The organism is Pseudoteredinibacter isoporae (assembly GCF_011602085.1).
Classification (GTDB): domain Bacteria; phylum Pseudomonadota; class Gammaproteobacteria; order Pseudomonadales; family Cellvibrionaceae; genus Pseudoteredinibacter; species Pseudoteredinibacter isoporae.
In genome coordinates, this window is the sequence record NZ_JAAONY010000002.1 from 1291289 (window position 1) to 1308592 (window position 17304).

The window sequence follows — 17304 nt, forward strand, 5'->3', positions numbered from 1 at the left end:
GCGCATTCAATAGTACCCACTTTGCTTAGCCAGCAATCTCGTATCCCAGAGCGACAGAGATATCTTCTGCTGCTGCAGCTACCGATTTTTGTGCCTGTTCAAAACTGGTATTGTTGGAGCCATCGATATGAGTTAAGTAAGGCATCACCAACGCGGCTGCGATACGGCCAGTGTAATCAAACACCGGGTATCCAATATCCTGAACACCTTGAGCCTGGCCACTGGAAATACTCTCATAGCCTTGGTCCAATACGGTCGCGATCATTTCCTTTAAGGCTTTCTTGGTGGATTTTTTATGATGGCTGGGAATTTTTTCCAGCATGGCATTGCGCTCATCAAGATCGGCGTAAGCCAACAGCAAATGACCGGAACAGGTATTGATCAGCGGCGCTTCCGCACCCAGTCTCACACTGAACATCCGCTCGGACGGCGAATCCTGTTGCACCACCACATGCCCTTTGCCCTCGTAGTAGATCACCAGATGACAGGACTGCTCAATTTTCATCGACAGCCGTTTCATCACAGCCGAAGCCGCTGAAGTCAGGCGCTTCACCGGAGGGAAACGATGCGAGAGATTGAACATTTTCAAGCTCAGAATGTACTTGTCTGAACTGGGTAAATTGCTGACATAGCCGCGCTGCTCAAGCACCACCAACATACGGAACAATTCGCCAACAGAACGCTGCAAGCGCTGGGCAATTTCACTCACATTCAAGCCATCAGACTCAAGTGACAACAGTTCGAGAATATCCAAACCCTTTTCAAGAGCCGGTGCCGAATACTGCGTTTTACGGTTAGTTTTTGTCTCAGCCAATCTTTTCCCTCTCTCACTCCGTGTTGAGTCATATCACCCCAAACCTTATCCAAGGGTGTCGACTTTAGCAATCATTTTACTCCGGGCACTCATTATACCCTGATTTTTCCTATATAAACGGGACATTCACCCTCATATTTCATATTTGAATTTTATTTTTATATTTGATTTATGACTCATAGTCCAATAAGCTTGACCCATAATGATATTTCCAAGCCCTGATTTGAGATGCTAGATTTTTACGACCACCGCTACCCGGATACCGCCAGCCTAAAAGCCAAAGCCAGAAAACGAATTCCGGCTTTCGCCTTCGATTATTTGGAAGGTGGCTGCAATGAAGAGATAGGCCTGCGCCGTAATCGCAGCGATATTCAGGCCGTGCAGCTGCGTAGCCAACTGCTGAAACCCTTTGCCGGTTCAGAACTTCAAACTGAGTTGTTTGGCCAGCGCTACAGCGCTCCTTTCGGTATCGCCCCGATTGGTCTACAGGGATTGATGTGGCCCCAGGCCCCTGAGATCCTCGCTAAGGCCGCTGCCGATAAAAACATTCCTTATGTTCTCAGCACAGTATCTTCCGCAAGCCTTGAGCGCATAGCCGAGATTTCCGAAGGTCGAGCCTGGTTTCAGCTATACAACCCTACCGATGCGGAAATTCGCCAGGATTTGCTGCAACGAATTAAGGCGGCTCAGTATCCGGTGCTGGTCGTGACAGTTGATGTCCCCACCTTCGGTTATCGCCCTCGAGATATCCGTAACGGTTTGGCTATGCCGCCTAAAATGACCTTGCGTAACATCGCACAAATGCTCTCGCGCCCCAATTGGTTATTCCATACCGCTTTGGCAGGCCAACCACAGATGCAAACCCTTAAACCTTACATGCCCGCTGATATGCCCAGTGACGAACTGGCGGCATTTATGAACAAAACAGTGATGGGACGTGTTGATCTGGAGGGTTTAAAGCCCATTCGCGATTCCTGGCAAGGCCCCTTGGTGATCAAGGGCCTCATCAATCTGGATGATGTCGCTGCCGCTGTCGAACTCGGCGCAGATGGCGTTGTGATGTCCAATCACGGCGCACGCCAGCTCGACCCGGGAGAATCGCCGGTTAAACCCCTGCAAGATGCCGCCCGCCAATACGGCCACAAGATAAAAATACTGATGGACAGCGGGCTGCGTTCAGGCAGCAATATTGCTTCCGCCCTGGCTTGTGGTGCGGATTTTACGTTCCTCGGTCGTCCTTTTGTATACGGCGTTGGGGCCCTAGGGCCGAAAGGTGCCTATCACACAATTAATAGCCTGGAGCTTCAACTGGAGCAGGTTCTTAAACAGCTCGGTTGCCCCAAGCCATCGGAATTACCCAAGCATTTGGTTAACGAATAGAGATCATTATGACAATATCCTCCGACACGTCTTCTTACATTGCTGGCAACTTTTTGGCAGGCGCCGGCAATTCATTTCATGCCTGGGACCCGGTAAATAATCTAGCACTGGCTAGTTGCGGTAGTTGCGGCACAGAAGAACTGCAAAAAGCCGCCCATGCCGCCCAATCAGCCGCCCCCGTACTGGCGAAAAAAAGTGGCCAGCAGATCGCTGAATTTTTACAGACACTCGCCACAGAAATTGAAAATCTGGGCGAACAACTGATCGCCACGGGCATGGCCGAAAGCGGATTACCTGAAGCCCGTTTGCAAGGTGAACGCGGACGCACGTGCGGGCAGATCAGAGCCTTTGCCGAACTGGTTCAGGATGGCTCCTGGGTTCAGGCAAGTATTGATACCGCCATTGCAGATCGTCAACCACTGCCCAAACCCGACATTCGCAGTCAACTGACGGCGCTTGGTCCTGTCGCCGTGTTTGGGGCCTCAAACTTTCCGTTTGCGTTTGGCAGCCTCGGTGGCGACAGCGCCGCTGCTTTGGCAGCGGGCAACCCCATCATTGTGAAAGGCCACCCGAGTCACCCCGCGACCTCAACACTGTTTGCGCAAGCCATGGATAAAGCGATTCGCAGCTGCGATTTCCCGAGCGGAACGTTTGCTTTACTTCAAGGGGATGGCCACCAGTTGGGTGGCGATCTTGTTGCTCACCCGAGCGTTAAGGCCGTAGGTTTCACCGGCTCAGTCGCCGGAGGGCGAGCCCTGATGGACATCGCTGCCAAACGCCCCGAACCGATTCCAGTGTATGCCGAGATGGGCAGCATCAATCCGGTATTTATTATGCCCGATGTTTTACAGAACAATAGTGATTCGGTAGCGGCGGGCCTCGCAGCCTCTATTGCAATGGGCGCAGGTCAGTTTTGTACCTCACCCGGCCTGATTGTAACCTTGGCGGGTGACTTCGCTGAACAAACCTCAAAGCATCTCGCTCAACAAGCGCGAGGGCATATGCTCAACCCCGGCATTGCCAATGCGTTTAAACAATCCGTTGCTACGCGCTGTGAAGACCAGGACATTGAATTGTTAACAGGCGGTGCTGGTGCAGAAAACCCTCTGCAACCCGAGAACTCCCTGATGAAAGTATCTGCCAAAAATTTTATTGCCAAGCCTGAACTTCTGGAAGAGATTTTTGGGCCGGTATCGCTGCTTGTTGAATGTCAGAACATCAAGGAAATGCAAGACGTCGCCGAAGCAATGGAAGGCAATCTCACCGCGACCATTCACACCCAGGCCTATGATCAGCCCGAACTAAAGCCCTTACTGGAACAGCTCAGCAAAGTCGCCGGCAGAGTGTTGTTTAATGGCTACCCCACAGGTGTGGAGGTATGCCCTTCCATGCAGCACGGTGGCCCCTACCCGGCATCTTCGGCACCTGCCACCACCAGTGTTGGTGCAGCGGCTATTTTTCGATTCACCAGTCGTCATGCCTTTCAGAATTGCCCCGACTCGTTGTTACCAGCTGCTTTGCAGAACGCCAACCCTCTCAATATCTGGCGTCAGCTAAACGGCCAGCCAAGCCAAGCCGCAATCACACAATAAACGGAGCATGATATGAACGCATTACATTATCCTCTGGCAGACTACTCAACCGTCACCGGGTATTCGCTACGTGATTGCCTACCGAATGAATGCCGTGAAGGCACCTGGATAGGCAGAGCCTGGCTACCGGAAAGTTTTTCGCCCAGTGGCATTGCCGGACCACACATCATTACTGTGCGCGATGCTGAAATTGTTGAGTTATCACAGCATTTTCTCAGCATGGCGGATGTTGCAAAGCATCCCAAACCCGCCGAGGCCGTGCAACAGGCCAAGGGCAAAATCATTTGCAGCTTGCATGAATTATTGGATAACAGTGTGTTTTATAAAGTGCCTGCTGATATCCGCAATGCACAATACCCTTGTTTGTTGGCACCCAACGATATTCAAGCCATTAAAGCTTGCGGCGTCACCTTCGCGGCCAGTTTAATGGAGCGGGTTATCGAAGAAAAAGCACTGGGCGATCCTGCAAAGGCGGAAGCCATTCGCGCAGCGGTTCACGATGTGATTGGCGACAGCCTGAAAGATATTGAACCCGGCAGTGAAAAATCCCAACGACTGAAAGAAAAACTGATTGAGCAAGATATCTGGTCGCCCTACCTGGAAGTTGGCATCGGGCCGGATGTTGAAGTGTTCACCAAGTCTCAAGCCATGTCGGCCATTCCCTGCGGAGCCCAGCTGGGCGTGCTGGCAACCAGCCATTGGAACAACCCTGAGCCTGAAGTTGCGTTTTTGGTTTCTCCCCAGGGTGACTTTTTGGGTGCTGCACTCGCGAACGATGTGAACCTTCGCGATTACGAGGGTCGCAGTTCACTGCTGCTCGGCAAGGCGAAAGATCAAAACGGCACCTGCCCCATCGGCCCCATGTTTCGCTTGTTTGATGACAGCTACCAGCTGGAAGATGCCGCGCGTACCAAGGTGAAGCTCAGCATCACCGGAGAAGACGGCTTTCACAGTTCAGGTGCTAATATCATGTCTGAGATCAGCCGCAGTGTAGACAGCATAATCAAACAGGTCTGTAACCGCTCTCACCAGTACCCTGACGGCATTGCCATTATGTTAGGCACCATGTTCGCGCCCACCGAAGATCGAGGCGAAGCCGGAATGGGCTTTACTCATAAGGTCGGCGACCGAGTGGAAATATCCTCGCCTCAACTGGGCAAGCTCGTTAACTGGGTCAACTACTGCCACGAAATTCCGGAATGGAACTATGGCATCAGTGATTTTCTGCAATTTTTAATGGCACAGAATTCACAACAAGCCCAATCAAGATAAGAGACGGAAAATTATGAGCCAGTTTCAACAACGTTCTCTGGGTAACACCCATATCCAAATGGACAGCCTCGGCTTTGGCTGTGCACCCCTGGGTAATCTGTATCAGCAGGTCGAAAATCGGGATGCGGAAGCCGTATTAAGCCAGGCCTGGAACGCGGGCTTTCGCTATTTTGATACCGCCCCTCACTATGGGCAGGGTTTAAGTGAGCGACGCCTTGGTGATGTACTGCGTCCTCATTTGGGGCAAGACTACCTCCTATCGACCAAAGTGGGACGCCTGCTCAAACCCGCCGGATACGCAAAAGAGCGGCACTGCTATCACTCACCAATGCCATTCGATATTCATTACGACTACAGTTACGACGGCATTATGCGTTCGTTCGAGGACAGCATTCAGCGTTTAGGGCTGGACCGTATTGATATTCTCTATATGCACGATATTGGGGAAGTAACGCATGGCGACGCTAACGAAGCGTATTTTAAAGAAGCCATGTCCGGTGGATACAAAGCCATGGACGAGCTGCGAAGCCAGGGCTTGGTTTCTGCAATCGGTCTGGGCGTTAACGAATACCAGGTCTGTGAAGCGGCTCTGGAACACGGAGATTGGGACTGCTTTTTGCTGGCCGGTCGTTACACCTTGCTGGAACAAGAATCTCTGCACAGTTTTCTACCGAAATGCGAACAGCGTAATTGTTCCATTATCGTTGGTGGTGCCTATAACTCTGGCATTTTGGCGACGGGTACAAAAACCAAAGGCACCTTGTATTACGACTATGGCCCTGCTCCAGAAACGGTCATTGAAAAAGTACGCAAACTCGAACAACTCTGTGAAGAATTCGAGCTTCCACTCGCAGCCGCGGCACTGCAATTTCCTCTGGCACACCCTGCGGTGGTTTCAGTTATCCCGGGTATGAGCAATGAACGTCGAATTCAGCAGACCCTGGATTTGTTCAGCCATGACATTCCAAATGAATTTTGGCAAACCCTGCGACAACGACAATTAGTGGAAGAAGCCACGCCGCTGCCCTGCGACAGCTAACGGCCAAAAGAGTTTTAAAGGATTTCATATGCGTATTGATGCCCACCAACACTTTTGGCAACTGAGCCGTGGTGATTATGGCTGGCTGACCCCGGAGCTCGATGTCATTTATCGAGATTTTTTACCACGCGATCTAGCCTCGTATCTACAAACAGCCAATATCGATAAAACGGTATTGGTCCAGGCAGCGCCCACCCTGGAAGAAACCCGTTTTCTTTTAGAACTGGCCCAGAAGTATGACTTCATCGCAGCGGTTGTCGGCTGGGTTGATATGGCGGCCCCCAATGCCGCTGAAACAATTGCCGAACTGGCACAGAACCCTTACCTGAAATCCATACGACCGATGATTCAGGATATTGACGATCCACAGTGGATACTCAAAGACTGCTTGACGCCAGCGGTAGAGGCTCTGCTCGAACACAAACTGTGCTTTGACGCTCTGGTACTACCGCAACATTTATCTCCACTAAAGGAATTTATCGAACGTCACCCAACACTCCCCGTGGTGATTGATCATGGTGCTAAGCCCGAAATCCACAAAGGTGAAATTACGCAGTGGGCCAGAGACATAGACGCACTGGCACAGCATCCCCAAGTCTTCTGCAAATTATCCGGACTGCTTACCGAAGCTGGCGAAAGCACTAGCACAGAGCAACTTGCGCCGTATATGCAACAACTGCTGAAGAGTTTTGGTGCAGAACGGCTGCTGTGGGGGAGTGATTGGCCGGTTTTGAATTTGGCCTCTGATTATATTGCGTGGCTCGATATGGTGGAAAACTTTATCGCGCCGTTAAGCGAACAGCAACAACGACAAATTATGGGCGAAAACGCCGCACAATTTTACCAATTGCAAGATGATTAATTCATGAAGACCGATACTGATAAGCGGCTGGTGCTGCTACATCCTAACGATAATATTTTTGTGTGCTGTCAAACCATTTCTGCCGGTGAATCCGTTGTTTTGGAAGGGGAAAGCCTGGTCATACACAGTGATATCCATGTGGGTCACAAGCTCGCTCGGTGTGACATTGCCCTGAAAGAAAAAATCATTAAGTACGGTGCCTCAATAGGCTCCGCCAAAGCTTCCATTCAGCGTGCTGAGCACGTTCATCTGCACAATATTAAAAGTGATTACATGCCCAGCTACCAGCGCAGTGGTGTGGTTGATGACAATTTGGTGCAGACAAAGGCCGAGGAGAAATAAATGAAAGCCTGGTTGAGAAAAGATGGCCGCAAAGGTATTCGCAATGTGGTGGTCGTGGGCTATCTGGTTGAATGCGCGCACCATGTGGCAAAAACCATCGTAAATAAAGCCGACAGTCCCGATGTGCAATTAATTGGCTTTCCGGGGTGCTACCCCAATGATTACGCGCTTAAAATTATGAAGGCGATATGCACCCACCCCAATGTAGGCGGAGCGGTGTTACTGTCTTTGGGTTGTGAAGGCTTTAACCGTGAGCAGCTCAGCGAAACCATTGCTGACAGCGGCCGTCCGGTCGAAACTCTGGTTATCCAACAAAACGGCGGAACCCGCTCCACCATTGAAAAAGGTCTGCAAGCGGTGGCTGATATTAAAACGAAAATCAGCCATGCCGAAAAAGTTGATATGGCTATCGACGAACTTATCATCGGAACCATTTGTGGTGGCTCGGATGGCACCAGCGGTATCTCAGGCAATCCCGGTGTTGGCTACTGCTTCGATCGTCTCGTAGAAGAGAACGCCGCCTGTATCTTTGAGGAAACCGGTGAGCTGATCGGTTGCGAACAAGTCATGATCGAGCGGGCGGCCACGCCTGAACTTGCCCGTGAAATTGATGACTGCCTGTTAAAGGCTGCACACTATTACGAGGTACTGGGCTATGGGAGTTTTGCCCCTGGCAATGCTGAGGGCGGGCTGACTACCCAGGAAGAAAAATCCATGGGAGCCTACTGCAAATCCGGGGACTCTCAAATTGTGGGCCTGCTCAAGCCCGGTGATATTCCACCCACCGGTGGTCTTTATTTACTGGATGTGGTGCCCGACGGCGAAGTCCGTTTTGGTTTTCCCAATATTTCAGACAATGCCGAAATTGTTGAACTGATTGCCTGTGGTTGCCACATTACCTTGTTCACCACCGGCCGAGGCTCGGTTGTTGGTTCAGCTATATCGCCGGTTATTAAAATCTGCGCCAACCCTGAAACGTATAAAAACCTCAGCGAAGATATGGACGTTAATGCCGGTAAAGTTCTGGAAGGCAGTGCCACTCCACAGGATATTGGCGACGAGATTTACCAGCTAATTATGGACGTCGCCGCTGGCAAGCTATCCAAGTCAGAAGAACTTGGTCATCAGGAATTTATTCTCACCTATAAATACTTTGAGCCTGTAGGCCCTGCTTGCCTGCCCACGGCAACCCATCGATAGATTTGGAAGCACTAGCATGAAACTTTTACGCGTTGGCCCAAAGGGCCAGGAAAAACCAGCCCTGCTTGATGAGCAAGGAATCATTCGTGATTTAAGCACCGTCGTTGACGACATCAATGCAGATGCTATTAGCCCCGAAAATCTGGAAAAGCTGCGCCAGCTGAATCTCAGCGAGTTCCCCCAGCTTGACAAAAGCCTTCGCATTGGTGCCTGCGTAGCCAATGTAGGGAAATTTGTCTGTGTGGGTTTGAATTATGCTGATCATGCGGCCGAAACTGGAGCTGAAATTCCTTCGGAGCCGGAAGTTTTTAATAAGTGGACCAGCGCGATTTGCGGCCCGAATGACAATATTATTAAGCCCAAAAACAGCAGTAAGCTGGATTGGGAAGTTGAACTTGGTATCGTAATCGGTAAGTCAGGCCGCTACATTGACGAGAGCGAGGCTGAAACTCATATCGCCGGCTACTGCGTTGTTAACGATGTATCTGAGCGCAATTTTCAGCTGGAACGGGGTTGCCAATGGGATAAAGGCAAAGGCTGCGACACCTTTGGCCCGATTGGCCCGTGGTTGGTAACTCGCGATGAAATAGACAATGTTTTGAATTTGTCTATGTATTTGGAGGTGAACGGTAAACGTTATCAAGATGGCAATAGCGAAACCATGATCTTCAGCCCAAACTATATTGTCAGCTATCTCAGCCAGTTTATGAGCTTGGAAGCTGGAGATATTATCACGACTGGCACTCCCCCCGGCGTAGGTCTTGGACAAACACCACCGGTTTACCTTAACGCGGGTGATCAAATCGAGTTAAGCATTCAAGGCCTTGGCCGTCAGCAACAAACCGTCGTTGAGTATTCGGAAGCGGAGGCCTGATATGCGTTTGCAGAATAAAACCGCCTTAATCACCGCCGCTGCTGCCGGTATTGGCCGTTCGACCGTTGCACTCTTTCTGGCAGAAGGCGCGGAAGTTTGGGCGGCCGACATCAACCAGCAAAATCTGGATCAGTTAAAAGCCGATTTTCCGAGGGTAAAAACCGTACGCCTGGATGTGACCGATCAAAACGCCATTAACGACTTTGTTGCCAATACCGGAAATATTGATGTGCTGTTTAATTGCGCCGGTTTTGTCGCCAACGGCGACCTGCTCAACAGTTGCGAAAAAGACTGGGATTTTTCATTCGAGCTGAACGTTAAATCCATGTATCGCCTTTGCAAAGCCTTGCTTCCAGGAATGATTGAACGTGGTTCTGGCAATATTATTAATATGGCCTCTGTGGCTGGCGTCAGCACTGCGGTGGCCAATCGTTTGATCTACAGCGCCAGTAAAGCAGCGGTAGTGGGCCTGACAAAATCTATTGCCGCCGATTATGTTACCCAGGGAATTCGCTGCAATGCCATCTGCCCAGGCACTGTCGACACTCCGTCGCTGCAGGATCGCTTGAACGCCTTCGAGAATCCTCAGCAGGCGCGCAAGGATTTCGAAAACCGCCAGCCTATTGGTCGTCTCGCCAAACCTGGAGAAATTGCATCACTGGCACTGTACCTCGCTTCGGATGAATCCTCTTACACTACGGGCGTTGCTCACGTGATCGATGGCGGCTGGAGCAATATCTAATTGCACCTCGCCCACTCTAATATCTTGATATCTTAATTCCTGATTAATACAGAAATTAAGATATCCAGACAGCTCTCAAAATTCAGCCAAAAAAATGCCCTCTATCGAGGGCTAAGCAGGACTTCACCGTAAAAAATCGTTTACTTTGTCGCGCGATCTACCTCCACGATTTTCATCGTATTGGTTCCACCATAATCGCCTATCGAATTGCCTTTGGTAAGAATAACCAAGTCCCCTTCTCGAATATCGTTTCGTTCACCTAACAGATCTATGGCCAGTTGATTGGCTTCATCTCCAAAGGTATTTTCGGGAGAAAAAGCCACGGCCTGAATACCTCGATACAAGGCCAAACGCGTCAAGCTTTTTTCGTTTGAAGAAAAGGCATAAATGGGCAGATGCGAATTGATGCGCGACATAATTTTGGGCGTGCGACCACTCTCAGTCATGCACACTATGGCTTTCACTCCGGCCAGATGATTGGCGCAATACATGGTGCCCATCGCAATAGACTCATCAATATGTTGAAAGTCCTGGTTCAGACGATGATTGGAAAGCTGAGATTGCGGATGCAGTTCGGCCCCGACAATCACTCGCCCCATTGCTTCAACCGTTTCTACGGGAAATTCACCCGTAGCCGTCTCGGCTGACAACATCACCGCATCAGTTCCATCAAGTACTGCGTTAGCCACATCGAATACTTCAGCACGAGTTGGCAAACAGCTGCTGATCATGGATTCCATCATTTGAGTGGCGACAATCACACCGCGATCCAGACTCCGCGCTTTGCTGATAATTTTTTTCTGGGTTCCAATAAGCTGCGCATCACCGATTTCCACACCCAAATCCCCGCGGGCAACCATAACCGCATCCGATGCCAGAATAATGCCTTCCAGAACCTCATCGTCCGCAACCGCTTCTGCGCGTTCAATCTTGGCTACCAGATCGGCCTCAGTGCCGGCCTCGGCCAGTGCTTGTCGTGCCTGATGCATATCTTCTGCGGAACGAGGGAAAGACACGGCCAGGTAATCTACCGCCATTTCGGCAGCCACCTTGATATCCTCAAGATCCTTATCTGTTAATGCGGGGGCGGAAAGTCCACCGCCCTGTCGATTCAAGCCCTTATTGTTTGATAACACTCCGCCTACAACCGTAGTGCAACGAATTTCTGAGCCTTCAACCGCCTCTACCTTGAAGACAATTCGACCATCATCCAGCAGAAGCGTATCACCTGCCTCAACGTCCTCGGGAAGCTCTTTGTAGTCAATACCAACGCGATCCTTGGTCCCCGATTGACTGTCGTGTTCTGCGTCCAGCACGAAAGAATCACCCGCTCTCAGAGTGATCTGGCCTTGTGAAAATCTGGAGATGCGGATTTTAGGGCCTTGTAAATCAGCGAGTATCGCAACGTACTTACCCAAGCGTTGAGCGATAGACCGTACTTGATAGGCTCGACGAATATGATCAAAGCTGTTGCCATGGGAAAAGTTCAAACGCACGACATTCGCTCCGGCAACAATCAAGCGTTCGAGAACGTCATCCGAATCAGTGGCCGGGCCAAGTGTGCAAACTATTTTCGTTCTTCGCTGCATAGTTCTGACCGACCTTAAGCATTCATGAGAGCGACAGTGTTATCCAGCATTCGGTTCGAAAAACCCCATTCATTATCGTACCACGCCATCACTTTTACCCAATTGTCTTGCACCAGTGTTTGAGTGGCATCAAAGCACGAAGAATATTGACTGTGATTGAAATCAACCGAGACCAGAGGTTCCTCGTTGAAGGCCAAAATGCCAGCCATCTTTCCAAGACTGGCCTCTTTTAAGAGGTTGTTGACTTCCTGCACACTGGTTTTCCGACTAGCCAAAAAATTGAAATCTACCAGCGAGACATTAATGGTCGGCACGCGAACCGCCATCCCAAACAATTTGCCCTCCAATTCAGGCAAGACAAGGCTAACCGCTTTGGCCGCTCCCGTTTTGGTTGGAATCATCGACTGGGTGGCCGATCGCGCGCGGTAAGGATCACTGTGATAGACATCACTCAACTTTTGATCATTGGTGTACGCATGAATAGTGGTCATGGAGCCCTGCTCAATTCCAATCGCATCGTTTAACACTTTGGCAATCGGGGCCAGACAATTTGTTGTGCAGGAGGCATTAGAAATAATCTGGCAATCAGCGTTCAGGTTCTGCTGATTAACCCCATACACAACAGTCGCATCGACATCGGTCGCAGGCGCCGAGATGATGACTTTTTTTGCCCCCGCCTCAATGTGGGCAGAAGCCGCATCACGATCAGTAAAGAAACCGGTGCATTCGAGCACTACATCGACGTTTAGATCACCCCAGGGGAGATTCCGAGGATCTCGCTCCGAGTAAATCTGAACCGTGTCCCCATTGATCTCAATCGCATTTTCACGAGCTTCAACCGGCAGGTGAAAGCGGCCATGAACAGTATCGTAGCGAATCAGGTGGGCGTTCATCGCGGCATCCCCCAGATCGTTGATCGCAACAATTTTGATCACGGCTTGATGCTCGGATTCAAAATAGGCTCGGAGCACATTCCTACCGATACGACCAAAACCATTAATCGCTACTCGAATTTCTTTCATCTTCGCTCCAATTTAAATGATTAATACTATTTAGAAATTATATTCCATAAATTTACAAATATGAAATAATAATATCCAAACAGAGGTTTTTATGTTGAGAAGAACATCGCTGGATAGCGCAACGGATGAATCAAAGGACATAAAAAAAGGGAAGCAAAAGCTTCCCCCAAGAAAGCAGGACTAACTGCCGATGAAAAATAGAAACTTTCTTACTTCATGGTTGGCATTGAAAACTCAGTGCCCGCCGTTAGACCAGTCGGCCAACGCGTGGTTACCGTTTTCATTCGTGTATTGAAGCGCACACCGTCCGGGCCATGCATGTGTAAGGGGCCAAAAAGAGAGCGCTTCCAGCCACCAAAAGAATGGAACGCCATTGGCACAGGAATGGGGACATTGACGCCCACCATGCCCACTTGAATTTCTTCGTAAAACTGGCGTGCGCTATCACCATCGCGGGTAAAGATGCTCGTACCGTTGCCGTACTCATGTCTATTGATTAACTCTACGGCCTCGGCATAGCTATTAACCCGCACGACACTGAGCACCGGGCCAAAAATTTCTTCGTCATAAATGCGCATCCCAGGCTTCACATTGTCAAACAAGGTCGGACCAACAAAATAACCGTTCTCATGATCAGGGCAGATAAATTTACGGCCATCAACCAATAGAGTTGCACCTTGCTCAACCCCGGAATCAATATAAGCTTTCACCTTTGCGGCATGCTCCTTGCTGACCAAAGGCCCCATGTGAGCTTCCTCTTCCAAGCCGACGCCAGGACCAACGCGCATACCATCAATTTCAGCCGCGAGCTTTTCGATCAGGGTGTCAGCGACATCATCACCGACACAAACCGCAACCGAGATTGCCATGCAGCGCTCACCCGCGGAACCGTAGGCGGCACCCATCAAAGAATTGACTACTTGATTGGGATCCGCATCAGGCATGACAACCATATGATTTTTTGCACCACCCAAGGCCTGTACTCGTTTGCCATTGGCGCTGGCGGTTGCATAAATGTATTCCGCAATCGGCGTGGAACCGACAAAACTGACGGCTTGTACTCGCTCATCCGTTAGTAAAACATCGACTGATTCCTTATCGCCATTGACGATATTAAACACCCCATCTGGCAATCCGGCTTCACTCAACAATTCCGCCAAGCGTAAGGTAGCTGAAGGTACTTTTTCAGAAGGCTTCATTACAAAGGTGTTTCCGCAAGCAAGTGCAATTGGGAACATCCACATGGGCACCATAGCCGGGAAATTAAACGGGCTGATACCTGCGCAAACACCCAGTGGCTGCATCAAGGAAAAGCTGTCCACGCCGCGCCCAACATTGGAGGAATGCTCGCCTTTTTGCAAATGAGGAATACCACAAGCAAACTCAACAACCTCCAGGCCACGGGTTAATTCACCCTGAGCATCGGAAAACACCTTGCCGTGCTCATGAGTGATCAACGCAGCCAACTCATCGCGATGCTGCTCCAGTAAATCTTTAAACTTGAATAAAATGCGACTGCGATTCAAAGGTGTCACCGCCTTCCAGGATGCAAAGGCCTGTTCAGCTGCCTGTATCGCCTCGCGTGTCTCATCGGCGCTGGACAAACCAACCGACAAACTCTGTTCACCTGTGGCTGGATTGAATACCGGGCCGCTTCGGCCACTTTTGCTGGCAACCAAACGGCCGCCAATATAATTCTGCAAAGTACGCATAGTGCTTACCTTTGTTAAAGTCATTGGGGAAATACAGTTGGCACCTAAGTGGTGCCTGGCCGTGGTGGTTTACGCTTGTATCACCAGGCCACTTTGTTGGCATAGCGCTTTTAAATTATCAGCGCCGAGCGTGGCGTAGGTCAGCGGGTGTGCAATGGCGGGATCTTGCTCGGCTTCCACCACCAGCCAACCTTGGTAATCACTGGCTTTTAAGGCGTCAAACAAACGCGGGTAATCCACAGAGCCATCACCGGGAACGGTAAACACACCATTCAGGACCGCATCCAAAAAGCTCAAATTACGATTTCTGGCATCCGCAAGAACATCCGCGCGCACGTCTTTGCAGTGCACATGACAAATGCGACTCTGGTAACGTTGTTGTACAGCCATCACATCACCACCTGCATACGTCAGGTGGCCAGTATCCAGCAACAAGCCCAAGTCAGCAGTGGTGCAGGTCATCAGTCGATCAATGTCCTGCTCGGTTTCAACAACCGTCCCCATATGGTGATGGTAAGCCAACCGCACACCCTCTCTCAGGCAATGTTTCGCCAGCAAACTCAACTGTTCACCCCAACTTTCCCATTGATCATCTGCCAATGTTGGCCGGCGATTCAGGGGCGTTTGTTGTTGGCCATGAATGCAGTTGTAAACCTCGCAATACACCATGACATTGGCGCCCTGGCTTTTCAGCAAGTTCAAGTGTGGTGTAATTGCCTCAATTTCCTCTTCCAGGCTCCGGCTCAATAACTGGCCACTGAACCATCCTGAAACCAAACTCAATTGATGGGCGTCCAATACTTTTGCCAGCGCTCCAGGTTCCCGTGGAAATTTATTTCCCAGTTCAAAACCTGAAAACCCAGCCTGTTTCCCCTCAGCCAAACACACCTCCAGCGGTGTTTCAGCGCCTAGAGCGGGAAGATCATCGTTCGTCCATGTGAGTGGATTAATACCAATTCTTACTGTCATCTGTTTTATTAATCCTTAGTAGGGCTGGTTTTTCTTTTCATTGAGATAGTCAGCACGACTCTCTTTAACTTGATCACGCTCAGACACTTCCGGTACCGCAACATCCCACCAACAACCACCATCAGAGGTAGCAAAAGGATCGGTATCCAGGGTAATCACATAAGATTGCTCAGCAGACTTGGCCCTGTCCATGGCTTCTTCCAATTCCGCAAGGTTTGCAACTTTTTCAGACAATGCCCCCATTGCAGCAGCGTGAGCAGCGAAATCCAATTTAGGCGCGCCAGCTTCAATGGTTCGGCAATTTTCCAATAAATTGTTAAAAGGCGCCCCACCTGTTGCTTCCTGCAAACGATTGATACAACCGAAGCCTCTATTGTCCAGCACGACCACAATCATTTTTTTGCCAAGCATGACTGAAGTGGCCAATTCAGAATTGGCCATCATGTAAGACCCATCACCCACAACCACAATGGCTTCCCGTTCCGGGTGCGCCAGTTTTACGCCAAGACCGGCTGCGATCTCGTAACCCATACAGGAGTAACCGTATTCCATGTGGTAACTCTTTGGCATATCGGTGCGCCAGAATTTGTGCAGTTCACTGGGTAAACCTCCTGCGGCACAAATCACGACATCACTGGCATCACTCGCACGTTTGATCGCGCCCAAAACCTGAGCATCGCTCGGCAAACCAGTTTTGGTTTGTGGTTGTTCACAAGGGCCCGTTACTTCATCGTAGTAAGCGTTCCAATGTTGAATGCCGTCAGCTGCCATGGCTTGCCAAGCAGCATCGGCCTGCCATTCCCCCAGACCAGCACTCAGATCCGATAAGCCCAAACTCGCATCGCTCACCAGACTGAAGGCATTGTGTTTAATCGCATCAAAACCAGAAACATTCAGCTGGATCAGCGCGGTTTTTTCTGAATCGATCAGCGTTCGGGAACCCGTCGTAAAATCCTGCAATCGACTTCCAACAGCCAGTACCACATCGGCTTCCATCGCCAACTTATTGGCAATTTCTGTACCGGTTACCCCAACAGCGCCCACATAATTAGGGTGATCCCAGGCCAAGGCGCCTTTTCCGGCCTGAGTTTCTGCAACGGGCACACCGTGTTTTTGTGCAAACGCTTGCAATTGATCACAGGCCTTGGAGTAATGCACACCCCCACCCGCAATCAGTAATGGCCTTTTAGCGCTCTTCAGTAATTTGAGTGCCTGATCCAATTCATGAATATCGGCGTGCTGTCGACGCATGCGATGAATTTTTTCTGCAAAGAAATACTCTGGGTAGTCATAGGCTTCTGCTTGAACATCCTGGCAAAGAGAAAGTGTCACCGGGCCACAGTCTTCCGGGTCCGTCAGGGTTTTCATCGCCATCGGCAAACTCACCAGAATTTGTTCGGGGCGAGTAATACGATCGAAGAAACGGCTCACCGGGCGAAAACAATCACTGCTGCTGGTCGTAGCATCGCTGTAATTTTCCACCTGCTGTAAAACCGGATCAGGAATCCGGCTGGCAAAGACATCTCCTGGTAACAACAACACCGGCAAACGGTTCACATGGGCCAATGCCGCAGCGGTCACCATATTGGCCGCACCAGGGCCAATAGACGAGGTGCAAGCCATCATTCGCTGGCGATCGTGCTGCTTCGCATAGGCGATCGCTGCATGTGCCATCGTCTGCTCATTATGCGCCCTGAAAGTAGGCAGTTGATCCTGAGCCTGATACAGAGCTTCCCCCATACCAGCCACATTACCATGGCCAAATATGGCAAAAACACCACCGAAAATAGGCTCGACCTTACCGTCGACTTCCACTTTCTGAGCCGCCAGGAATCTGACAATAGCCTGCGCCATGGTTAAACGAATTTTTTTCATAGTATTTAATACCTTTCGGT

Annotated in this window: 15 protein-coding genes; 9 read left to right on the forward strand and 6 right to left on the reverse strand. The window is 50.3% G+C overall.

Annotated features, from left to right (window positions below; genetic code table 11):
• Positions 1–25: 25 nt before the first annotated feature.
• Positions 26–814: an IclR family transcriptional regulator gene (locus tag G8768_RS14160; protein ID WP_166845616.1), complete on the reverse strand. Its 789-nt coding sequence runs from the start codon at positions 812–814 to the stop codon at positions 26–28.
• 228 nt (positions 815–1042) lie between these two features.
• Here G8768_RS14160 and G8768_RS14165 point away from each other — a divergent pair, with 228 nt between their 5' ends.
• From G8768_RS14165 to G8768_RS14205, 9 genes are read left to right on the forward strand one after another with little or no spacing between them, the layout of a single operon-like run.
• Positions 1043–2194: an alpha-hydroxy acid oxidase gene (locus tag G8768_RS14165; protein WP_166845614.1), complete on the forward strand. Its 1152-nt coding sequence runs from the start codon at positions 1043–1045 to the stop codon at positions 2192–2194.
• Between the two features lie 8 nt (positions 2195–2202).
• Positions 2203–3786, forward strand: coding sequence for an aldehyde dehydrogenase (NADP(+)) (locus G8768_RS14170; RefSeq protein ID WP_166845612.1), 1584 nt, complete (start codon positions 2203–2205; stop codon positions 3784–3786).
• A gap of 12 nt (positions 3787–3798) precedes the next feature.
• The gene (locus G8768_RS14175; RefSeq protein WP_208020181.1) at positions 3799–5058 is read left to right on the forward strand and encodes a fumarylacetoacetate hydrolase family protein; all 1260 of its coding nucleotides are present in this window, start codon (positions 3799–3801) and stop codon (positions 5056–5058) included.
• A gap of 13 nt (positions 5059–5071) precedes the next feature.
• Complete coding sequence (locus tag G8768_RS14180) at positions 5072–6097, forward strand: aldo/keto reductase (protein WP_166845610.1); 1026 nt, start codon at positions 5072–5074, stop codon at positions 6095–6097.
• Between the two features lie 28 nt (positions 6098–6125).
• Positions 6126–6959 carry an amidohydrolase family protein gene (locus tag G8768_RS14185; protein WP_166845608.1) on the forward strand — a complete coding sequence of 278 codons (834 nt, stop codon included), beginning with the start codon at positions 6126–6128 and terminating at the stop codon, positions 6957–6959.
• Positions 6960–6962: 3 nt separating this feature from the next.
• On the forward strand, positions 6963–7301 hold the full coding sequence (locus G8768_RS14190; protein ID WP_166845605.1) for a UxaA family hydrolase: 339 nt from the start codon (positions 6963–6965) through the stop codon (positions 7299–7301).
• A complete protein-coding gene (locus G8768_RS14195; protein ID WP_166845603.1) occupies positions 7302–8501 on the forward strand; it encodes a UxaA family hydrolase in 1200 nt (399 codons plus the stop codon).
• Positions 8502–8517: 16 nt separating this feature from the next.
• Positions 8518–9375 (forward strand): fumarylacetoacetate hydrolase family protein, encoded by an 858-nt coding sequence (locus G8768_RS14200; RefSeq protein WP_166845601.1) that lies wholly within the window; start codon positions 8518–8520, stop codon positions 9373–9375.
• Between the two features lies 1 nt (position 9376).
• Entirely contained in the window at positions 9377–10117 is a 741-nt protein-coding gene (locus G8768_RS14205) for an SDR family oxidoreductase (RefSeq protein WP_166845599.1), read from the forward strand.
• 140 nt (positions 10118–10257) lie between these two features.
• Here G8768_RS14205 and pyk read toward each other — a convergent pair whose 3' ends face one another.
• The 5 genes from pyk to iolD form a co-directional block, all read right to left on the reverse strand.
• The gene (gene pyk, locus G8768_RS14210; protein ID WP_166845597.1) at positions 10258–11706 is read right to left on the reverse strand and encodes a pyruvate kinase; all 1449 of its coding nucleotides are present in this window, start codon (positions 11704–11706) and stop codon (positions 10258–10260) included.
• Between the two features lie 14 nt (positions 11707–11720).
• Positions 11721–12728 (reverse strand): type I glyceraldehyde-3-phosphate dehydrogenase, encoded by a 1008-nt coding sequence (gene gap / locus G8768_RS14215; protein ID WP_166845595.1) that lies wholly within the window; start codon positions 12726–12728, stop codon positions 11721–11723.
• A 209-nt stretch (positions 12729–12937) separates the two neighbouring features.
• Positions 12938–14440, reverse strand: coding sequence for a CoA-acylating methylmalonate-semialdehyde dehydrogenase (locus tag G8768_RS14220; protein ID WP_166845593.1), 1503 nt, complete (start codon positions 14438–14440; stop codon positions 12938–12940).
• A 69-nt stretch (positions 14441–14509) separates the two neighbouring features.
• Complete coding sequence (gene iolE / locus G8768_RS14225) at positions 14510–15409, reverse strand: myo-inosose-2 dehydratase (protein ID WP_166845591.1); 900 nt, start codon at positions 15407–15409, stop codon at positions 14510–14512.
• Between the two features lie 15 nt (positions 15410–15424).
• Positions 15425–17284, reverse strand: coding sequence for a 3D-(3,5/4)-trihydroxycyclohexane-1,2-dione acylhydrolase (decyclizing) (gene iolD, locus G8768_RS14230; RefSeq protein WP_166845589.1), 1860 nt, complete (start codon positions 17282–17284; stop codon positions 15425–15427).
• Positions 17285–17304 lie beyond the last annotated feature (20 nt).